The 15,882-nt window shown below is 46.0% G+C and carries 17 protein-coding genes; 13 read left to right on the forward strand and 4 right to left on the reverse strand.

Annotated features, from left to right (window positions below):
• The first annotated feature begins 26 nt into the window (after positions 1-26).
• Together PLE7327_RS10080 and PLE7327_RS10085 are read left to right on the forward strand one after the other, a co-directional pair.
• Positions 27-1,391 carry a glycoside hydrolase 100 family protein gene (locus PLE7327_RS10080; RefSeq protein ID WP_015143732.1) on the forward strand — a complete coding sequence of 455 codons (1,365 nt, stop codon included), beginning with the start codon at positions 27-29 and terminating at the stop codon, positions 1,389-1,391.
• 8 nt (positions 1,392-1,399) lie between these two features.
• The gene (locus PLE7327_RS10085) at positions 1,400-2,212 is read left to right on the forward strand and encodes an RNA methyltransferase (protein WP_144266109.1); all 813 of its coding nucleotides are present in this window, start codon (positions 1,400-1,402) and stop codon (positions 2,210-2,212) included.
• Between the two features lie 275 nt (positions 2,213-2,487).
• Here the strand turns inward: PLE7327_RS10085 and PLE7327_RS10090 are convergent, their stop codons facing one another.
• Entirely contained in the window at positions 2,488-3,240 is a 753-nt protein-coding gene (locus PLE7327_RS10090; RefSeq protein ID WP_015143734.1) for a phycobilisome rod-core linker polypeptide, read from the reverse strand.
• Between the two features lie 144 nt (positions 3,241-3,384).
• Positions 3,385-3,816 carry a nucleoside deaminase gene (locus PLE7327_RS10095; RefSeq protein ID WP_015143735.1) on the reverse strand — a complete coding sequence of 144 codons (432 nt, stop codon included), beginning with the start codon at positions 3,814-3,816 and terminating at the stop codon, positions 3,385-3,387.
• 178 nt (positions 3,817-3,994) lie between these two features.
• Here PLE7327_RS10095 and PLE7327_RS10100 point away from each other — a divergent pair, with 178 nt between their 5' ends.
• The 4 genes from PLE7327_RS10100 (at position 3,995) to serS (ending at position 7,257) form a co-directional block, all read left to right on the forward strand.
• Positions 3,995-4,246 (forward strand): hypothetical protein, encoded by a 252-nt coding sequence (locus PLE7327_RS10100; protein ID WP_015143736.1) that lies wholly within the window; start codon positions 3,995-3,997, stop codon positions 4,244-4,246.
• A 2-nt stretch (positions 4,247-4,248) separates the two neighbouring features.
• Positions 4,249-4,566 (forward strand): hypothetical protein, encoded by a 318-nt coding sequence (locus PLE7327_RS10105; protein ID WP_015143737.1) that lies wholly within the window; start codon positions 4,249-4,251, stop codon positions 4,564-4,566.
• 481 nt (positions 4,567-5,047) lie between these two features.
• Entirely contained in the window at positions 5,048-5,614 is a 567-nt protein-coding gene (locus PLE7327_RS22640) for a hypothetical protein (RefSeq protein WP_051036413.1), read from the forward strand.
• Between the two features lie 356 nt (positions 5,615-5,970).
• Complete coding sequence (gene serS / locus PLE7327_RS10115) at positions 5,971-7,257, forward strand: serine--tRNA ligase (protein ID WP_015143738.1); 1,287 nt, start codon at positions 5,971-5,973, stop codon at positions 7,255-7,257.
• Between the two features lie 30 nt (positions 7,258-7,287).
• Here serS and PLE7327_RS10120 read toward each other — a convergent pair whose 3' ends face one another.
• Positions 7,288-8,568, reverse strand: a complete 1,281-nt coding sequence (locus PLE7327_RS10120; RefSeq protein WP_015143739.1) for a cell wall metabolism sensor histidine kinase WalK — start codon at positions 8,566-8,568, stop codon at positions 7,288-7,290.
• A gap of 5 nt (positions 8,569-8,573) precedes the next feature.
• Positions 8,574-9,254: a two-component system response regulator RppA gene (gene rppA / locus PLE7327_RS10125; RefSeq protein ID WP_015143740.1), complete on the reverse strand. Its 681-nt coding sequence runs from the start codon at positions 9,252-9,254 to the stop codon at positions 8,574-8,576.
• 124 nt (positions 9,255-9,378) lie between these two features.
• On the opposite strand from rppA, the gene PLE7327_RS10130 reads away from it, so the two are divergent.
• The 7 genes from PLE7327_RS10130 (at position 9,379) to PLE7327_RS10160 (ending at position 15,858) form a co-directional block, all read left to right on the forward strand.
• Entirely contained in the window at positions 9,379-9,765 is a 387-nt protein-coding gene (locus tag PLE7327_RS10130) for a hypothetical protein (protein WP_015143741.1), read from the forward strand.
• A gap of 160 nt (positions 9,766-9,925) precedes the next feature.
• A complete protein-coding gene (locus PLE7327_RS10135; RefSeq protein WP_015143742.1) occupies positions 9,926-10,651 on the forward strand; it encodes a precorrin-2 C(20)-methyltransferase in 726 nt (241 codons plus the stop codon).
• A gap of 124 nt (positions 10,652-10,775) precedes the next feature.
• The gene (locus PLE7327_RS10140) at positions 10,776-10,976 is read left to right on the forward strand and encodes a hypothetical protein (protein WP_015143743.1); all 201 of its coding nucleotides are present in this window, start codon (positions 10,776-10,778) and stop codon (positions 10,974-10,976) included.
• A 194-nt stretch (positions 10,977-11,170) separates the two neighbouring features.
• On the forward strand, positions 11,171-12,565 hold the full coding sequence (mgtE, locus tag PLE7327_RS10145) for a magnesium transporter (protein WP_015143744.1): 1,395 nt from the start codon (positions 11,171-11,173) through the stop codon (positions 12,563-12,565).
• A 15-nt stretch (positions 12,566-12,580) separates the two neighbouring features.
• On the forward strand, positions 12,581-14,092 hold the full coding sequence (locus PLE7327_RS10150) for a WD40 repeat domain-containing protein (protein ID WP_015143745.1): 1,512 nt from the start codon (positions 12,581-12,583) through the stop codon (positions 14,090-14,092).
• A 184-nt stretch (positions 14,093-14,276) separates the two neighbouring features.
• On the forward strand, positions 14,277-14,753 hold the full coding sequence (locus tag PLE7327_RS10155) for an MEKHLA domain-containing protein (RefSeq protein ID WP_015143746.1): 477 nt from the start codon (positions 14,277-14,279) through the stop codon (positions 14,751-14,753).
• A 175-nt stretch (positions 14,754-14,928) separates the two neighbouring features.
• Positions 14,929-15,858, forward strand: coding sequence for an ABC transporter permease (locus PLE7327_RS10160; RefSeq protein WP_015143747.1), 930 nt, complete (start codon positions 14,929-14,931; stop codon positions 15,856-15,858).
• Positions 15,859-15,882: the final 24 nt, after the last annotated feature.

Genomic DNA, 15,882 nt, shown 5'->3' on the forward strand with positions numbered 1-15,882 from the left:
ATAAATTTTCAAACTATAGGGTTGAAATGACATACGAGCATAACCTAACAGAGATCGCCTGGAAAGCACTAGAAGACTCGATTATTTATTACTGCGATCGCCCGGTCGGTACGGTAGCGGCACGCGACCCTAGCGTAGAAGCACTTAATTACGATCAGTGCTTTATCCGCGATTTTGTTCCTTCAGCCCTCGTATTTTTGTTTAACGGACAAACAGAGATCGTTCGCCACTTTTTAATTCAGACCTTAAAACTGCAAATTAAGGAGAAACAGCTTGATTTTCTAGAACCCGGACGCGGTTTGATGCCTGCCAGCTTTAAAGTGACCCATGAGAATGAGGAGCAATATTTAAAAGCCGATTTTGGCGACCATGCCATTGGTAGGGTGACTCCCGTTGATTCTTGTCTGTGGTGGCTGTTTCTCCTGCGGACTTATGTCAAAGCAACGGAAGAATATTCTTTCGCTCATACGCCCGAATGTCAAAAAGGGATTCGCCTAATCATGGAATTGTGTCTGGCAGCACGTTTTGACATGTATCCGACGTTGTTAGTTCCCGATGGGGCTTGTATGATTGACCGACGCATGGGAATTAACGGTCATACATTGGAAATTCAATCGCTATTTTATGCCGCTTTACGAGCAGCTAAAGAACTGCTTTTAGACAATCAAGAAAACGCTAAGATCAATCAAGCCGTTAAAAATCGATTAGAACCTCTCGTTTATCACGTTCGCCAACATTATTGGCTAGATATCGAACGGTTGAATGTCATTTATCGCTACAAAAGTGAAGAATACGGAGAAAAAGCACTCAATCAATTTAATATTTATTCTGATTCGATTCCCTATACTCAACTGAGCGAATGGCTGCCAGAAGACGGCGGTTATTTAGCAGGAAATCTGGGACCTTCTCAACTCGATTGTCGCTTTTTTACCCTTGGAAATTTGGTTGCGATCCTATCTTCATTAACCTCAGAAAAACAGTCTCAAGCACTCATGAATGTTATTGAAAGTCGATGGGACGATTTGATTGGCTATATGCCAATGAAAATTTGTTTTCCTGCTCTTAAAGATCGAGACTGGCAAATGATTACGGGATGCGACCCCAAAAATCGTCCCTGGTCGTATCATAATGGCGGAAATTGGCCGGTTTTATTGTGGCTTTTAACGGCAGCAGCCCTAAAAACAGATAGAGAAGAAATCGCTCGTAAAGCCATTCACATTGCTGCAAATCGTTTGCTCAAAGATGAGTGGGCAGAGTATTACGATGGCAAAAATGGAAGATTAGTCGGTCGAGAAGCTAGAAAATATCAAACCTGGACGATTGCGGGTTTTTTATTAGCTCAAGAATTAATTAATCATCCTAAATATTTAACGCTTATTAGTTTTGCATGACAACGAAGATGGCTAAATTAAGCAACCTCAGAATTGTTCTCGTCGAACCAGCCGGCGCTTTAAACGTGGGTTCGGTGGCGCGGGTGATGAAAAATATGGGGTTGGGGCAGTTGATCTTGGTTCAGCCGCACTGCGATCGCAACTCCGATGAGGCGCGGCAAATGGCAGTACACGGCATTGATATCTTAGAAGGAGCGATAGAAGTCAATAGCTTGCCAGAAGCCCTCAAAGGATGTCACAGAGCGATCGCGACCACATCCCGCAGCCGCACGCTCGCGACTCCCCTAGAATCGCCGCGCATCGCTTTCCCTTGGTTGCTGGAGGAAAATCTTACTTCAGCCCTAATTTTTGGACCCGAAGATCGGGGATTGAGCAATGTAGAACTCAACTATGCACAGCGATTTGTCGGCATCCCTGCCAATCCCGAATATCCTTCGCTCAATCTAGCGCAAGCCGTTGCCGTCTGCGCCTACGAACTCTATCAAATCGCTCTCGAACAAGAAGGCGAAAGCGCGCGATCGATCCCATCCTCCAGAACCGATGTAGCCACGCTAGATGCCCTAGAAGGATACTACCAACATTTAGAATCCGTATTGCTCCGCATGGGCTATCTCTATCCCCATACTGCCGCCGCCCGCATGGAAAAATTCCGCAGCCTCTACAATCGAGCTAACCTTAGCCACGAAGAACTCGCTTTGTTGAGAGGAATTCTCGGACACCTAGACTGGATTTTACAACTCGTCCCCGCTCGAAGAGAAAGGGAGATAGGGGGACGGGGAGACAAAGGGGAATTGGGAGAGTGGGAGACAACTAACAATTAACTACTGTACGGACGGGTTTTTGACAGTAACTGTGGGGAAATCTCTCGCGTTTTTAGATAAACTCTCCCCTGCTAACTACTCCCCCATCCTTTTATCGAATCACTGGTAACTGTCTCCTGCATAAAAGCCTTCAGACTCCTAAGACTAATAACTGATAACTGATAACTGATAATTGACAACTGAATAAGAGACAGCCTCAGATTCACAGAATAATCTATTTCTTTAATTCAATCATCCTGCCAATCCGCGACTATCTCTCGTTTAAATACAAGCGATTAGCGACGAGGAACAGAAGCCTCGATATTGATATTCATCGCTGAAACTCTGGGAGTTGGATTCCCTCTGGCGCTGCTTAAGCTGCGTGCCATATCTAAGTACAGAGAAGGATCGCCTGCTTTGGGTTTCTTCTCTTGGGGAGTAAAGCGTTTGACTTCGTTTTGCCAAACGATTTGGGGGAAGCCCAGGATACGGCGATAGTAGTCATCGTAGCGCGGAGACTTGATGTTGAAAGGCAGCTCGCCTTTCTCGCGACTGGGTAAATTCCGGCGACGCTGATAGGGAACTGTATCGTAACCAAAGTTTTCTAGATACTCGTCGCTATTAAGCAACTGGTCTACCAATCCTTTGATTCCTTTAGTAGCAACTACGATAGACCAAGCAATCTTTTCGCGCTGATTGTAAACATCGCGTCCCAGGACTCGCTGAACGCACTGTTCGACAAAGCGATAATTGCTGTTTTTTTCGTAGAAGCTGTTGTAGAAAGTCTTTGAGAGCAGCAAGCCGCGAATGAAGTCCCGCACGGTAATCTGTCCGTTGCGGAGTTGGGATTCTAAGAAAGGCTCGCGATCCCACTTGAAGGCATGGAAAAAGATCTGGCGGTATGCCGCTTCGATCAAATCGTCCATATCGCTAGGGGAAAGCAAGTTTTCTGTCGTGAAAATTTTAGGCTGCTCGTCGCCGGGAACTTCATATCCAGCAACGCGCGTATTTGGACAGGTTGGCTTGTAATCTAATAGAGGAATAGCCAAGTTTGAACCTCCGTTATCTTAGAAATGCTTAAAAACAGTCATCCTAATCATAAGGGAGTTGGTGCCTTTACGCGGACGATTGTTAAGAATTGTTATAAGTATTAAGGTAAACCGTTCCTCAAGGAGCTACTGGGTAATAGGACCTCACTTTCCAATATCTTCATTCCAAAGCCGAGGCTTCTGGGCAATAAAATCTCTCATCAACTGCTTGCATTCATCCAAATTGAGGTCGATCGTCTCAACGCCGTGAGACTCCATAAATTCTCTGGCACCAGCAAAGGTTGTTGACTCTCCGGCAATGACTTTTTTAATCCCAAATTGCACTACCGCCCCCGCACAGAGATAGCATGGCATTAGGGTTGAATATAAAACCGTATCGTCGTACTTGCCGATCCGACCTGCATTGCGCAAACAGTCAATTTCTGCATGGGTCACGGGGTCGTTATCTTGGACGCGCTTATTATGACCTCTGCCGATAATTTTGCCATCTTTGACCAGAACCGAACCGATAGGAATTCCTCCCTCGCTCAATCCTTGCCTAGCTTCTGCAATGGCTGCTGCCATGAAACTATCCATGTTTTGCCTCATTGTCGATCGCTCGAATTAAGGTAACTACTATTTTCCTTTCCTTTAATCGATTATCTCGTTTTGCGATCGATTTTCTCGTTTTATGTCAATGTGGCTTTTGATACGGCTTTCTCTATTTCATCAAAAATACACTTCTAATCATATCACAAAATACTATCTATTTGTCATGACCGAAGAACGCCAAAGCCAGTATTTACGTTTGATCGAGCAGTTAATGCGCTGCCCCAACGGTCAAGAACCCGAAGTATTAGATGCAAATGCAGATTTGCTGGATGCTGGCTTAGTGCAAACCATGATGCAAGTGGCAACGATGTTTGCCCATGAGAACAATCCAGATGGGGCAAAGTTTCTCATCCATGTTGCTCGCGAACTAGCCAAACAACTCGGATTGTACCCGCAAACGCCCGTGCAGGAATAGCTATGGAAATAACCGCACCCGAAGCAGAAGAATTGGCTTTATCCTTTCTAGTTGAAGATTTGGAAATTCCTCCAGACGAGCAAGATTATTTCGCCGTCCTCAACTCTCGTCCCATTGGGGAAGACTGGTATGTCGTAGAAATCGGCGTAGAAGGATTTCCCGATAAATGGGTGATTCAGGTATACGATACTCACGAATGCGATCCCTGCTATGCGTTTGTCTCTCCCATGCCTCCTACGGAAGCTAATACTGACTTAGACGAATTGCCGCAATCGCTAGCTGAGGTATTGCTGACACATCGAAGCGAACAAAAAGTTTAATTGGGCAATGCTACAATGATGAATATAACGATAGGTAAAAATGCCCAGCAGTGGATGCGCGATCGCGGCTACAATCCCAAAAATCTCGAACATTGTAAAACTTTTGTTGGAAGCTGGGGCTAATTATAATCTCAAGAATTTGGACGATTTTAAGGCAATAGATTTTGCTGCTACAGTAGAAGTTCTCAAGCTTTTAAAGAATGTTAGTTACTAAAAGTACCGGACAGAAATATCACACCGCCACAAAACATTCCTATCTTTCTGTCCAAATAGATCCGAATTATGTAGATACTTCTACTCAACCATCACCGTTTAAAATTTATCCAAAATTTTATCGTCGCTTTTCAATAGAACCCGATAATTCTATCCATAAATTTATTGGCTTAACCCATAGGATAACCTTTCAAAAGATTTCCCGCGATGGTCCTTATCAATCGCGGGAAATCCATCAGCAGGCGCTCTCTATCCAACCGAAATTTACGTGCAGATAAGAGGCATAAAAGGAATCATTGATGGAATCTATCATCTGGAAGTAGCCACGAATTCTCTGACTCTAATTTATGAATTAATTGATGATGGAATAGATAGTTATATTCTTCCCGATCGCAAGGTAAGGGGATTAATATTTTTAGTAAGTTGTGTCTATTATCGGTCGAGTTGGAAATATAAAAATAGAAGTTTGCGCTACTGTTTTTTAGATAGCGGACATCATCTAGGAGCCATTGAGGCTTCTGCTTATCTTCACGATCGCGATATTCAAATAATCTTTGATTTTGATAAGATCGCTCTCAATGAAGATTTAGGTTTCGAGAATAAAGAATTTATTACTGCTTGCGTTGTTGCTGGAGAAATTGGAGAAAAATCGGTCAGAAAACTCAGGGATAAGATTCCTTTTGTCTGCGCCACCGACTATTTCGAGCAAAATTCATTTGTAGAAGCAGGATATCAAAATACAATTTTACCTGAGAGCGAAAAACAAAAACTTTTATTGCCTCAGTTTCAGTTTGACAAGGAAAGATATTTAGAGGCAGTTTTAAATAGGCGTTAGGCTAGATATTTCGAGCGATCGCGTTCTATTTCTCAAGCTAATTTTCTGCAAATCCTCCAAGTCATCGCTCAACCAATTTCGACAGAAAGTGTTGAGGATATCGATCTTTATTTTGCCATCAAGCGCGTTGAAGGCATAGAGCCTGGTTTATACCGAAGCGATCGCATTAATGTAATTTCTAGAATAAAAGCAGGAGATTTTAGCGAGAAGACGGGTTATTTATGCTATGGCAATTGGTTGAGAAAGTTGCGATCGCATCGCTTTGTCCCGTCCCTCTCAGTTGTCTGGCTTCCAACTCGGCAGAGCGATCGGCTATCCTAACATAGTGTTAGATCGAGCAAGGGGTTAAGTCATCGGTGTTAGACCTTAAACAAATCCGAGAAAATCCGGACCAGATTCAAGAATTACTCAATCGCCGTAGTGCCTCGAACGAATACGATCTCGCGCCGATATTAGAGTTAGATCGGCAACGGCGAGAACTCGAAGCAATGCGAACTCAATTACAAGCTCGCAGCAACGAAATTGGTAAACTATACGGTCAAAAGATTAAAAGTGGCGGCGATCCTAATAGCGCAGAAATTAAAGCCTTAAAAGAAGAAGGGAACGAAGTTAAGGCGAAATTAAGCAACTTAGAACCCCAGGAAAGAGAAATCAAAGCGCAAATAGAAAACCTTTTATTACAGCTTCCCAACCCACCCAGCGAATCGACTCCCATCGGTAAAGATGAAACGGACAACGTAGAAATTCGTCGTTGGGGAGATGAATATATCCCGCAAAACCCTAAAATTATTCCTCATTGGGACATTGGGGAGAAGCTGGGCATCCTCGACACCGAACGCGCAGTTAAAATTGCTCAAGCTCGTTTTGTGAACTTGATTGGAGCAGGTGCGGCATTAGAAAGGGCTTTGATTAATTTTATGCTCGATCGCCAGATTGCTGCTGGATACCTAGAAGTCATGCCACCCGTCCTCATTAACAGCACTTCCTTGCAAGGGACGGGACAATTGCCCAAATTTGCCGAGGAAAGCTTTAAATGCCAAGATGATGACTTGTGGCTAGCGCCTACGGCGGAAGTTCCCGTGACCAATCTCTATCGCGACGAAATTCTCGATGCAGCGCAATTGCCGATTAAGCACTGCGCCTATACGCCTTGTTTTCGTCGGGAGGCAGGAAGTTATGGCAGAGATACGCGCGGATTGATCAGACTGCACCAATTTAATAAAGTCGAGTTGGTCAAAATCGTCCATCCCGATACCTCAGAAGACGAACATCATGCCTTAGTCAAAGATGCGGAAGCGATTTTACAGGCATTAAAATTGCCCTATCGCGTCATCGAATTATGTACGGGAGATTTAGGATTTGGGGCGGCAAAATGCTACGACTTAGAAGTTTGGTTGCCGTCTGCGGGAACTTATCGCGAGATTTCCAGTTGCTCCAATTTTAGAGATTTCCAGGCGCGACGGGCGAACATCCGCTTCAAAGAAGCTGGCAAGAAAGGGACTCAATTCGTCCATACCCTCAATGGTTCGGGATTAGCAATCGGAAGAACCATGGCAGCAGTTCTGGAAAATTACCAACAATCCGATGGCACGGTGAAGATTCCAGAAGTCTTGCAACCCTATCTCAAGCGCGAGACTTTGTAGCGTTTTAGTAGTGGTGGTGGCAGGAAAAACCTACCCCATAGGCAAGCAGATCTGAAACCTCGTGCCCTTGCCGAGGGTGCTTTCTACCGCAATCTGACCGCCATGGGCTTTAATAATTTGTTGTGCGATCGCCAGTCCTAACCCAAATCCCCCCGTTTGTCGCGATCGCGCTTCGTCTACTCGGTAAAAACGCTCAAAAATATGGGGAAGATCGGCTTCGGGAATGCCAATACCATTATCCTCGACTTCAATGAAAACTCGACGCACTTTTGTCAACAGCTTGAGCTGAACGGTACCGCCGGAAGAACTATATTTACAAGCATTGTCGAGCAAGTTCTTAACGGCTTGCGATAACAGTGCCGAGTCAGCATTAAGTTTGAGAGGCTCTAATGGAAGGTCAGCAATCAAGCTTAAGTTACGTTCCGCTGCCAGTGTTTGATATCGATCGACCAAAGATTTCAGTAAATCGACCAGATCGATCTCTTTTAAATCCTGAGGATTTAATCGTCCTTCGTGACGCGCCAAGAACAACAGATTATCGATTAGGGAACTCATTGACTTAGTGGTTTGGACGATCTTTCCCAAGCGCTGGCGCTGTTGTAGGCTATCTTCAATCGGAGCGAGCAAACCAACCTGAGCGTTGCTCAAAATCGCTGCTATGGGCGCTCGCAACTCATGAGAAGCATCTGCGGTAAAGCGTTGTAGTTGTTCGTAGGCTCGTCTAGATGGCTGCATTGCCAGTCCGCCCAAAATCCAGCCGACTAAGCCTGTTAAACCCAGCGTTAATGGGACTCCTAGCGACAAAAACAGCCGTGTCTGCTTTAAGTTTTCTTGAATGGGACTCAGAGAAGCGGCAACTTGCAGATAAGCGATCGCTGTCTCATCCTGTTTGATAGGAAGCGTCAACTGACGCAGCCATTTTTGGTTAGAGACTTGATTATTGTCGCCCTTGAGGGTTTGATAGCCGGGGGCTGAGGATAATTTTTTTGGGGCAGCAGTACCAATAAATTGCACCAGTTGTCCCCGTGCGTCATACCAACGGATATAGGCAATTTCCGTTTCAATCTCAAGGGGTGGGGCATCGCCTTCTTGCAGAGAAATCTTCTCGGCATCGATCTGCCAGCGCCCCTTCTCTAGCTCATAGTCGGTTTTAGTATTGATCCGTTTAGTCTGCGCGTAAAGCGTTTCGTCAAAAGCACGAATGCGATCTTTGAGTTGCAGGTAATAAATCGTAAAGGCAAAGAGAATCAGAATGCTCCCCATTGAGAGAGTAAACCAGTAAGCGAGGCGACGACGGCTACGATGAAACATAAAATTTAGCTTGCTTTTGGGGTATTGAGGCGATAACCCATTCCGTAAACGGTTTCCAACCAATCTTTGGCGCCAACTGACTCCAAGCGCTGTCGCAGTCGCCTGACTAGCGTCGTTACGGCATTACTTTCTGGTTCGGTTCCCCAACTCCAGAGCGCCTGTTCGATTTGGTCGCGAGATAAAATGCGATCGCTATGGCGCATTAGATATTCCATCAGTTGAAACTCGCGGACTGACAGTCGAATTTTTTCTTGTCCTCGCTCTAGGGTTAAACTGGTGAGATGCAAATGCAAATCGACTGCACTTAGTATATCTCCCTGCCAAAGTGGCGATCGCCTCCCCAAAGCTCGCACCCGCGCGAGCAATTCAGGAATATCTACGGGTTTAACCAAATAGTCGTCTGCGCCGGCATCTAACCCATTGACTTTGTCAGCCGTCGTATCTTTGGCAGTCAACATCAGGACTGGCGAGGTTTTCCCGCCCTCTCGGTACTGGCGACACAGACTCAGTCCGCTGATTTTGGGCAACATCCAATCCAAAATTAATAGGTCGTAGTCTTTCTCGTTCATCAACCACTGAGCAGTATGGCTATCCTCCACGGCATCGACGATATGTCCTGTCTGGGATAAGGCTGCTTGTAGGGGTTCTAATTGAGCCGGATCGTCTTCAACAAGGAGAATCAGCATGACTTGAGTGCGATCGGGGAGCCTATCTACTGCTAGCTGAATTTTCTACATGCTAATCAATTCTGCTGAAAATTGGCTGCGAGAGAGACGAGATAGAATAGAGTTCTGATTGACTAGGGTTTTAATGCGCAGACCTCAATGGCTTGAATTTTTGGGTTCTTTAGGATTGGAGTTTTGGCTGCCTTTACCGCTTCTCGGACTGGGATTCTGGCTGGTGACTGGCTCGATTAGCGATCGCAATTTGAGTCGTCCTCAACCGACGATGGGCGAACTGAGAATTGCTCGCAACGTTCGACCCTCATCAGATTCAGTGCTATTGATTCACGTAAAGATTAAGCAAAACTTAGGCGTTTCTCTGGTTAAAGTCAAGCAAGCAACCAGGGTTTTTCAAAAGCAAGAGTTTGAATTATCAACGACGGAGTTAGATCGCGTTGAAGCAGGAATTGCGAAAAAACTCGACCTACCCGTCGAGCAAATTAGACAGCTAGCACGCTATCAAGTAGAAGATTGAGACTAGCTGCCAAGAGACGCTAGCCGCTGCGCCCTATGCAAGCAGAGTCGTCCGAGCAGCGCCCCAAGCAAAAAAGGTATAAAAGCTTCGGGATTCGAGGCTTCTGGCAAAGTAGCTCGGTAAAATAACTCGGTAATGATATTTTTAAGCTAGGACAACCGTGCAAATCGGAATTCTCTATGGGATTAGTTTGGGAACGGGCGACCCGGAATTAATTACGGTCAAAGGATTGCGCTTGCTACAAAAAGTTTCAGTCGTCGCTTTTCCGACCGGGCTGGGCAGCAAGCTGGGCATCGCCGAACAAATTGCCTCTCCTTGGCTGAAGGCAAACCAGCAGAAGTTAGCGTTGCATTTTCCCTACGTTCAGGATGAGGCAGTATTGCAGCAAGCTTGGCAGGAAGCAGCCAAACGGGTTTGGCAGCATCTGAAGCTGGGTCATGACGTAGCTTTTGTCTGTGAAGGCGATATCAGTTTTTATAGTACGTTTACTTATTTAGCACAAACTTTAGTAGAGCTTCATCCAGAAGCCGTTATCGAGAGAGTTCCCGGAGTTTGCTCTCCTATGGCAGCGGCGGCTGAGGTGGGAATGCCTATAACCGTCCGCAGCGATCGCTTGGTCGTATTACCTGCCCTTTATACCGTCCAAGAGTTAGAAGCCGTTTTGGAGTGGGCGGACGTGGTGGTGTTGATGAAGGTGAGTTCGGTTTACGATCGCGTTTGGCAAGTTTTGCAGCAGCGCGATTTGCTCGATCGCGCTTGGGTCGTCGAACGAGCAACGTTTCCCGATCGCCTTATTTACACCGATCTGCGCGATCGTCCTTCTCTAAAACTCTCCTACTTTTCTCTCCTCGTCGTTTCTGTCAAGCAATCGTTGCGTTCTCAATGAGACAAAATATTACGCTCTGTTGAGAAATATGTAAACTTTTGAGGCGAATGGATAAATAGTGAGGGCGGTCATGATAATTTTTTGGGTGGCAGATAGTTAGATAAATTGAGGTAAGGAGGACACTTTGACACTGCGCGTCGTTCCCGCTAACACCGAAATTTTTCGTGAAGATATCAGTGAGTATGTAGCACAACTACAGCTTCACATGGCTTTACAAGCACGAAATTTAGTTCCAAGCCTGACTCAAGCTAGCGATAGCCGAGAAAAGCTTTTGCAAGAAACTCAGGCTAATGTTGAAAAAATGGTTTCTCGTCAAATTCTGTAGTTCTAAGTAAGCAAAAACAATTTAGATATTGCAATTTCATACCCCTTACTCTTAAATAATTGCCTTAAAATAACCTGACAATTTGGTGCAGATAATAGCGGAGATACTGTTACAAAACGCAACCTTAGATAGAATGAGCAGCAGGAGCGTTTTGTTAAACTGAGGCCTGTCCTTGGGGTAAGGAAGGAAGGGTTGTGAGCTTGACTGAGGAAATTAGTGCGATTCAAGCTGGTTCTCGTAGCGAGTTGCGACAGTTAGTTCGCAGCCAACTGCAACTTTTGCTAGAACAAGACAACCTCGAAGGAGCTAAAGCCCTGTTAATCCCCGTGCAACCCGTCGATATTGCCGAGGCAATCGAAGGGTTGCCGGAGTCGATGCAGGTGATTGCCTTTCGCTTGCTGGCAAAAGATGAAGCAATCGCCGTTTACGAACATTTAGACTCAGCAGTTCAACAGTCATTGGTTCAGCAGTTCAAGCATCAGGAAGTTTTAGATATTGTAGACAAAATGTCTCCCGACGATCGCGTGCGATTGTTTGACGAGTTGCCCGCCAAAATCGTGCGTCGCTTGCTCTCGCAACTCAGTCCGGGAGAACGCCAAGCAACTGCCTTGCTGTTGGGCTATGGGGAAGCGACAGCAGGGCGCATCATGACCCCAGAGTATATCTCCCTCAAAGAAACCTTAACCGTCGCTCAAACCTTAGAGCGAATTCGCAGCTTAGCAAAGACTTCCGAAATCGTCTATTATCTCTACGTTACCGATGCCTCTCGACACCTGACCGGAATTGTCTCGCTCAGAGATCTCGTCATTGCCTCCCCAGAGAAAACCCTCGGCGAAATTATGACGCGCGATGTGGTGTTCGTCCACACGGATACCGACCAAGAAGAAGTCGCCCGAATGATTCAACGATACGACCTGCTGGCTTTACCAGTGGTCGATCGCGAACAACGTTTGGTAGGCGTAGTCACGGTAGATGACGTAATCGATATTTTAGAACAGGAAGCTACCGAGGACATTTATGCCTTGGGAGGCTTGCAATCGGATGGCGATAACTATTTCCAAACCAATCTGATTACCGTTGCCCGCAAGCGCGTTGTCTGGCTGTTTGTGTTATTAATCACCAACACGGTGACGGGAACGATCATCAAGTCTCAGGGGTCCGTTCTAGAAAGAATGGCGATTCTGGCAGCCTTTATTCCCCTGCTGGTGGGAACTGGGGGCAACGTAGGCGCACAGTCTTCAACCGTGGTCATTCGCGGCTTAAATACCGAGGAGATTCGGGATTTGGGAATGGGTCAGGTAATTTTTCGCGAGGCACTGGCAGGAGGACTGTTAGGGCTAATTTTGGGAACGATTGCAACGCTCTGGGCATACGGGTTGCAGGGAAATGTTTTCGTCGCCGTGTCGGTCGGCGTTAGCCTAGTAGCGATCGCGATTCTTGCCTCGATTTCGGGTTCGGCTCTGCCTTTCCTATTTCACTCTCTCGGTTTAGATCCCGCTTTGATGTCGGCTCCGTTTATCACCACAGCCGTTGACGTTTTAGGGGTGTTGATTTACTTCTATATTGCCAGAATAATTTTAGGTATCTGAAAGTCATATGAAAATATGCTACTGAAGCAACATCACTGGCTAGAAATTGCCGAATATCTAGCAGTTGCTATGACTTTAATCGGTTTATCGGTCGCGATCGCAACGGGAAACCTATTTTTTCTGGCGATCTGTCTCTCGATTGCGCTGGTGTTAAATCTCATCAATCGTCTGCGCTTTCAACACCTAAGCCGCAAACGCCTCTCAGGAACGATCAAGCAACTCCAGCAACAGCTATTCGAGGAAATACAAGCCATAGCCGAACGAGAAAGAAACGCGACTCGCACCACTTCCACAACCCCAACAAACGCCGGTAGTTTGACCGCGTTTCAAGAAAGCTTGCTCGGTTTAGAGCGAGCGATCGATAGCATCGCCTGCTACCTCAACAGCCATACCTTACCTGAGCGGATCGAGCAACTAGAAAAATCCTACGAGCAACTAAGACAACAAATCCCCTCTCTGGCTAACGAGCAACCAACAGCTTCTCCACCCTCGCCTTCCTTTTCCCTCGTCCTCCCTCGGTTTTCATCCCCACCCACAACTTACCTATCAAACTGGACTTGCATCCATACCCTAAACGCTCATGCAGAAGCGGTCGTCTCCCTCGCGATCGGTTCTGATGGTCGGTTTCTTGCTAGCGCTAGCTGGGATCGAACGATTAAATTGTGGGAGCTTGCTACGGGACGCTCGCTTGCTCCGACTGTCGGGCATTCTCAAGCCATACTTGCCGTTATCTTTATCGAAAACGAAGATGAAGATCGAGTCGGGCACTATCAATTAGCAACGGGTAGTTTTGATCGCGCGATCAAAATCTGGTCGCTTGTGCCAGAAGAGGAAGGCAAGATTAATCTTCGCTTAGAGCGAACCTTGACCGACCATTCGGGGTCGATTCACGCGCTTGCCGTAGCTGCCAAACGCCGAATTCTCATCAGTGGTAGCTATGACCAAACTGTCAAGCAATGGGATCTCACAACCGGAAAAATGCTCAAAAGTTCCTACGATGATTCCGGGGCAATTTATGCCATCGCAGTTAACGAATCGGCTCAAATAATTGCCAGTGGAGGGGGTGACGGTCGGGTTACCCTCTGGCAACTGGAAACTGGTGAAGAATTGTGCTGGCTGACTGGAAATATCTCTTCTGTAGAATCTTTATCCATCAGCCCGGACGGACGAGTGCTAGCAGCTGGATGCATTGACGGTCAGATTAAACTATGGCAGCTAGAACCCGGCTTGTCGGGGTCTCAGCAACTGCCGCAACCTCCCCTGCCGATTCGGATTCTCCATGCCCACGTCGGACAAGTCAAATCTCTCGCCTTCAGTCCCGACGGACTGACCCTATTTAGTAGCGGTGCGGATGGAACGATCAAAACCTGGCATCCCAATAGTATGGAAGCTGTAGACGCGATCGCGATCTCCGACGATTCGACTTCTCGCCTCACCCCCGTTTGTTCCCTTGCCATTAGTGCTGACGGTCAGTTCTTAGCAGCCGGTAGCGCAGACGGTAAAATTAAGGTCTGGCAGCGAAATTGAGCGGAGAGAGGGAGTATGGGAAGTGTGGGAGGAGCGGGAGACTGGGAAGAAGACAAACTACTAACCACTAACTAACCCCCAATCCAAAATCTAATCCCCCCAACCCCCCTTATCAAGGGGGGATAAAGGGGGGATTCCAAAATCCAAAATTAAAAGACAAAGGACAAATGACCGATGATGACCAATGACTAATTCTAAAGACGTTTGGCAGCAACCTGAGATTATTTCTTGGAGTCAAATTCTGTTGAACAGCTATGAGAAACTGCTAAAGAAGCCATTAATGGAAAGAAAAGGCGATCGCCTAGAACAAGCCAAGGCACTTTTTTTGGCTCCTTTTGTTGTCGTCTCCCACGGAACGGAGAGCGATCCCATTCTCAACTACGGCAATCAAATGGCGCTAACGTTATGGGAAACGAGCTGGCAAGACTTCATTGCTACTCCCTCGCGGCTGACCGCAGAACCCATCGATCGAGAGGAGAGAGAACGAATGCTTGCTCTGGCAGCCCAACAAGGATTTATCAATGATTATCGCGGGATCCGGATTTCTAAGACGGGACGGCGTTTTTTAATCGGAGGCGCGATCGTTTGGAACTTGACAGATTTTCAAAATCGTGTATTAGGTCAAGCGGCTACCTTTTCTCAATGGTCTTTTTTAGAGTAAAAAGTACAAAAAATCGAAAATATGAAGACCGAAAAAACAGTTTTCATCACTCGCTCGCTCGTCTAACTTTTTTCGGTTTTGCGCTTTCAATCCGCAATTGAATAAAGATTGAGTGAAGTTACCAGGAACGGGTAGATTTTTAGAAATGCGATCGCTATGATGGTAAAAATTAAAAATGCAACAGTCAAAACAGCTATATGCTAAGGGAGATAAAGTATTGAAACCCGTGCAACAATCAAGAAAAGACTTGCCCGTCATCGTTTACGCTCCTGAAAGTCGTCTGAGAAGTCCCGGCAAATTGTTTAAAGAAATGTGGTACGACCTGTTAGTTTCGCGGGACTTAGCATGGCAGTTGTTAATTCGAGATATTAGCGCCCAATATCGCCAGTCAGTTTTAGGTATTCTCTGGGCATTTATCCCGCCGCTTATAACGGCACTAGGACTATCTCTACTTCAAAATAACCGAATTGTTAACTTGGGAAAAACAGACATTCCCTATCCGCTATACGTGCTCTTTAGCATGACTTTATGGCAAATGTTTACCGACTCTATGAACAATTCTATGGGAGCTGTCAAAGCGGCAAAATCGATGCTATCCCAAATTAGAGTACCAGCAGAAGCATTTGTTGTGGCTAAATTAGGGCAGACATTCTTTAACTTTAGCGTTCAGTTAATATTAGTCGTTATTTTATTTATCGTCTATCAGCTCCAAGGTCAGCTTCAAGTGAGTTGGAGCGTTATTTTGGCACCTGTCGCTTTGATTCATTTGGTTATGTTCGGAACGGCAATTGGCTTGATTTTAGGACCGCTCTCGTCTCTGTATTCAGATGTTAACAAAGCGATGACGTTTATCACTCGGATTTGGTTTTTTGTAACCCCAGTCATTTTTGCCCTTCCTCGTGGGGGACATTGGGCAACTTTGGTAAAATTGAACCCCGTTACGCCTTTATTGGTCACAACCAGAGAATTAGCTACGACAGGTAATATTTCCTATCCGATCGGATTCTGGGTAGCCAGCGCGATCGCGATTATTAGTTTTTGCCTGGGATGGACGTTTTATCGTTTGGCAATGCCGTTTATTGTTGAAAGGGCAGCCATGTCTTAAAAGTAACCCTATAAAAAATTAAAC

Source organism: Pleurocapsa sp. PCC 7327 (genome assembly GCF_000317025.1).
In the GTDB taxonomy this organism is placed as follows: domain Bacteria; phylum Cyanobacteriota; class Cyanobacteriia; order Cyanobacteriales; family Microcystaceae; genus Hydrococcus.

Coding starts and splice junctions, on each gene's coding strand:
- PLE7327_RS10080 (WP_015143732.1), top strand. CDS start 27: ATGACATACGAGCATAACCTAACAGAGATCGCCTGGAAAGCACTAGAA.
- PLE7327_RS10085 (WP_144266109.1), top strand. CDS start 1,400: ATGGCTAAATTAAGCAACCTCAGAATTGTTCTCGTCGAACCAGCCGGC.
- PLE7327_RS10095 (WP_015143735.1), bottom strand. CDS start 3,816: ATGGATAGTTTCATGGCAGCAGCCATTGCAGAAGCTAGGCAAGGATTG.
- PLE7327_RS10100 (WP_015143736.1), top strand. CDS start 3,995: ATGACCGAAGAACGCCAAAGCCAGTATTTACGTTTGATCGAGCAGTTA.
- PLE7327_RS10105 (WP_015143737.1), top strand. CDS start 4,249: ATGGAAATAACCGCACCCGAAGCAGAAGAATTGGCTTTATCCTTTCTA.
- PLE7327_RS10120 (WP_015143739.1), bottom strand. CDS start 8,568: ATGTTTCATCGTAGCCGTCGTCGCCTCGCTTACTGGTTTACTCTCTCA.
- rppA (WP_015143740.1), bottom strand. CDS start 9,254: ATGCTGATTCTCCTTGTTGAAGACGATCCGGCTCAATTAGAACCCCTA.
- PLE7327_RS10130 (WP_015143741.1), top strand. CDS start 9,379: ATGCGCAGACCTCAATGGCTTGAATTTTTGGGTTCTTTAGGATTGGAG.
- PLE7327_RS10150 (WP_015143745.1), top strand. CDS start 12,581: ATGCTACTGAAGCAACATCACTGGCTAGAAATTGCCGAATATCTAGCA.
- PLE7327_RS10155 (WP_015143746.1), top strand. CDS start 14,277: ATGACTAATTCTAAAGACGTTTGGCAGCAACCTGAGATTATTTCTTGG.
- PLE7327_RS10160 (WP_015143747.1), top strand. CDS start 14,929: ATGCAACAGTCAAAACAGCTATATGCTAAGGGAGATAAAGTATTGAAA.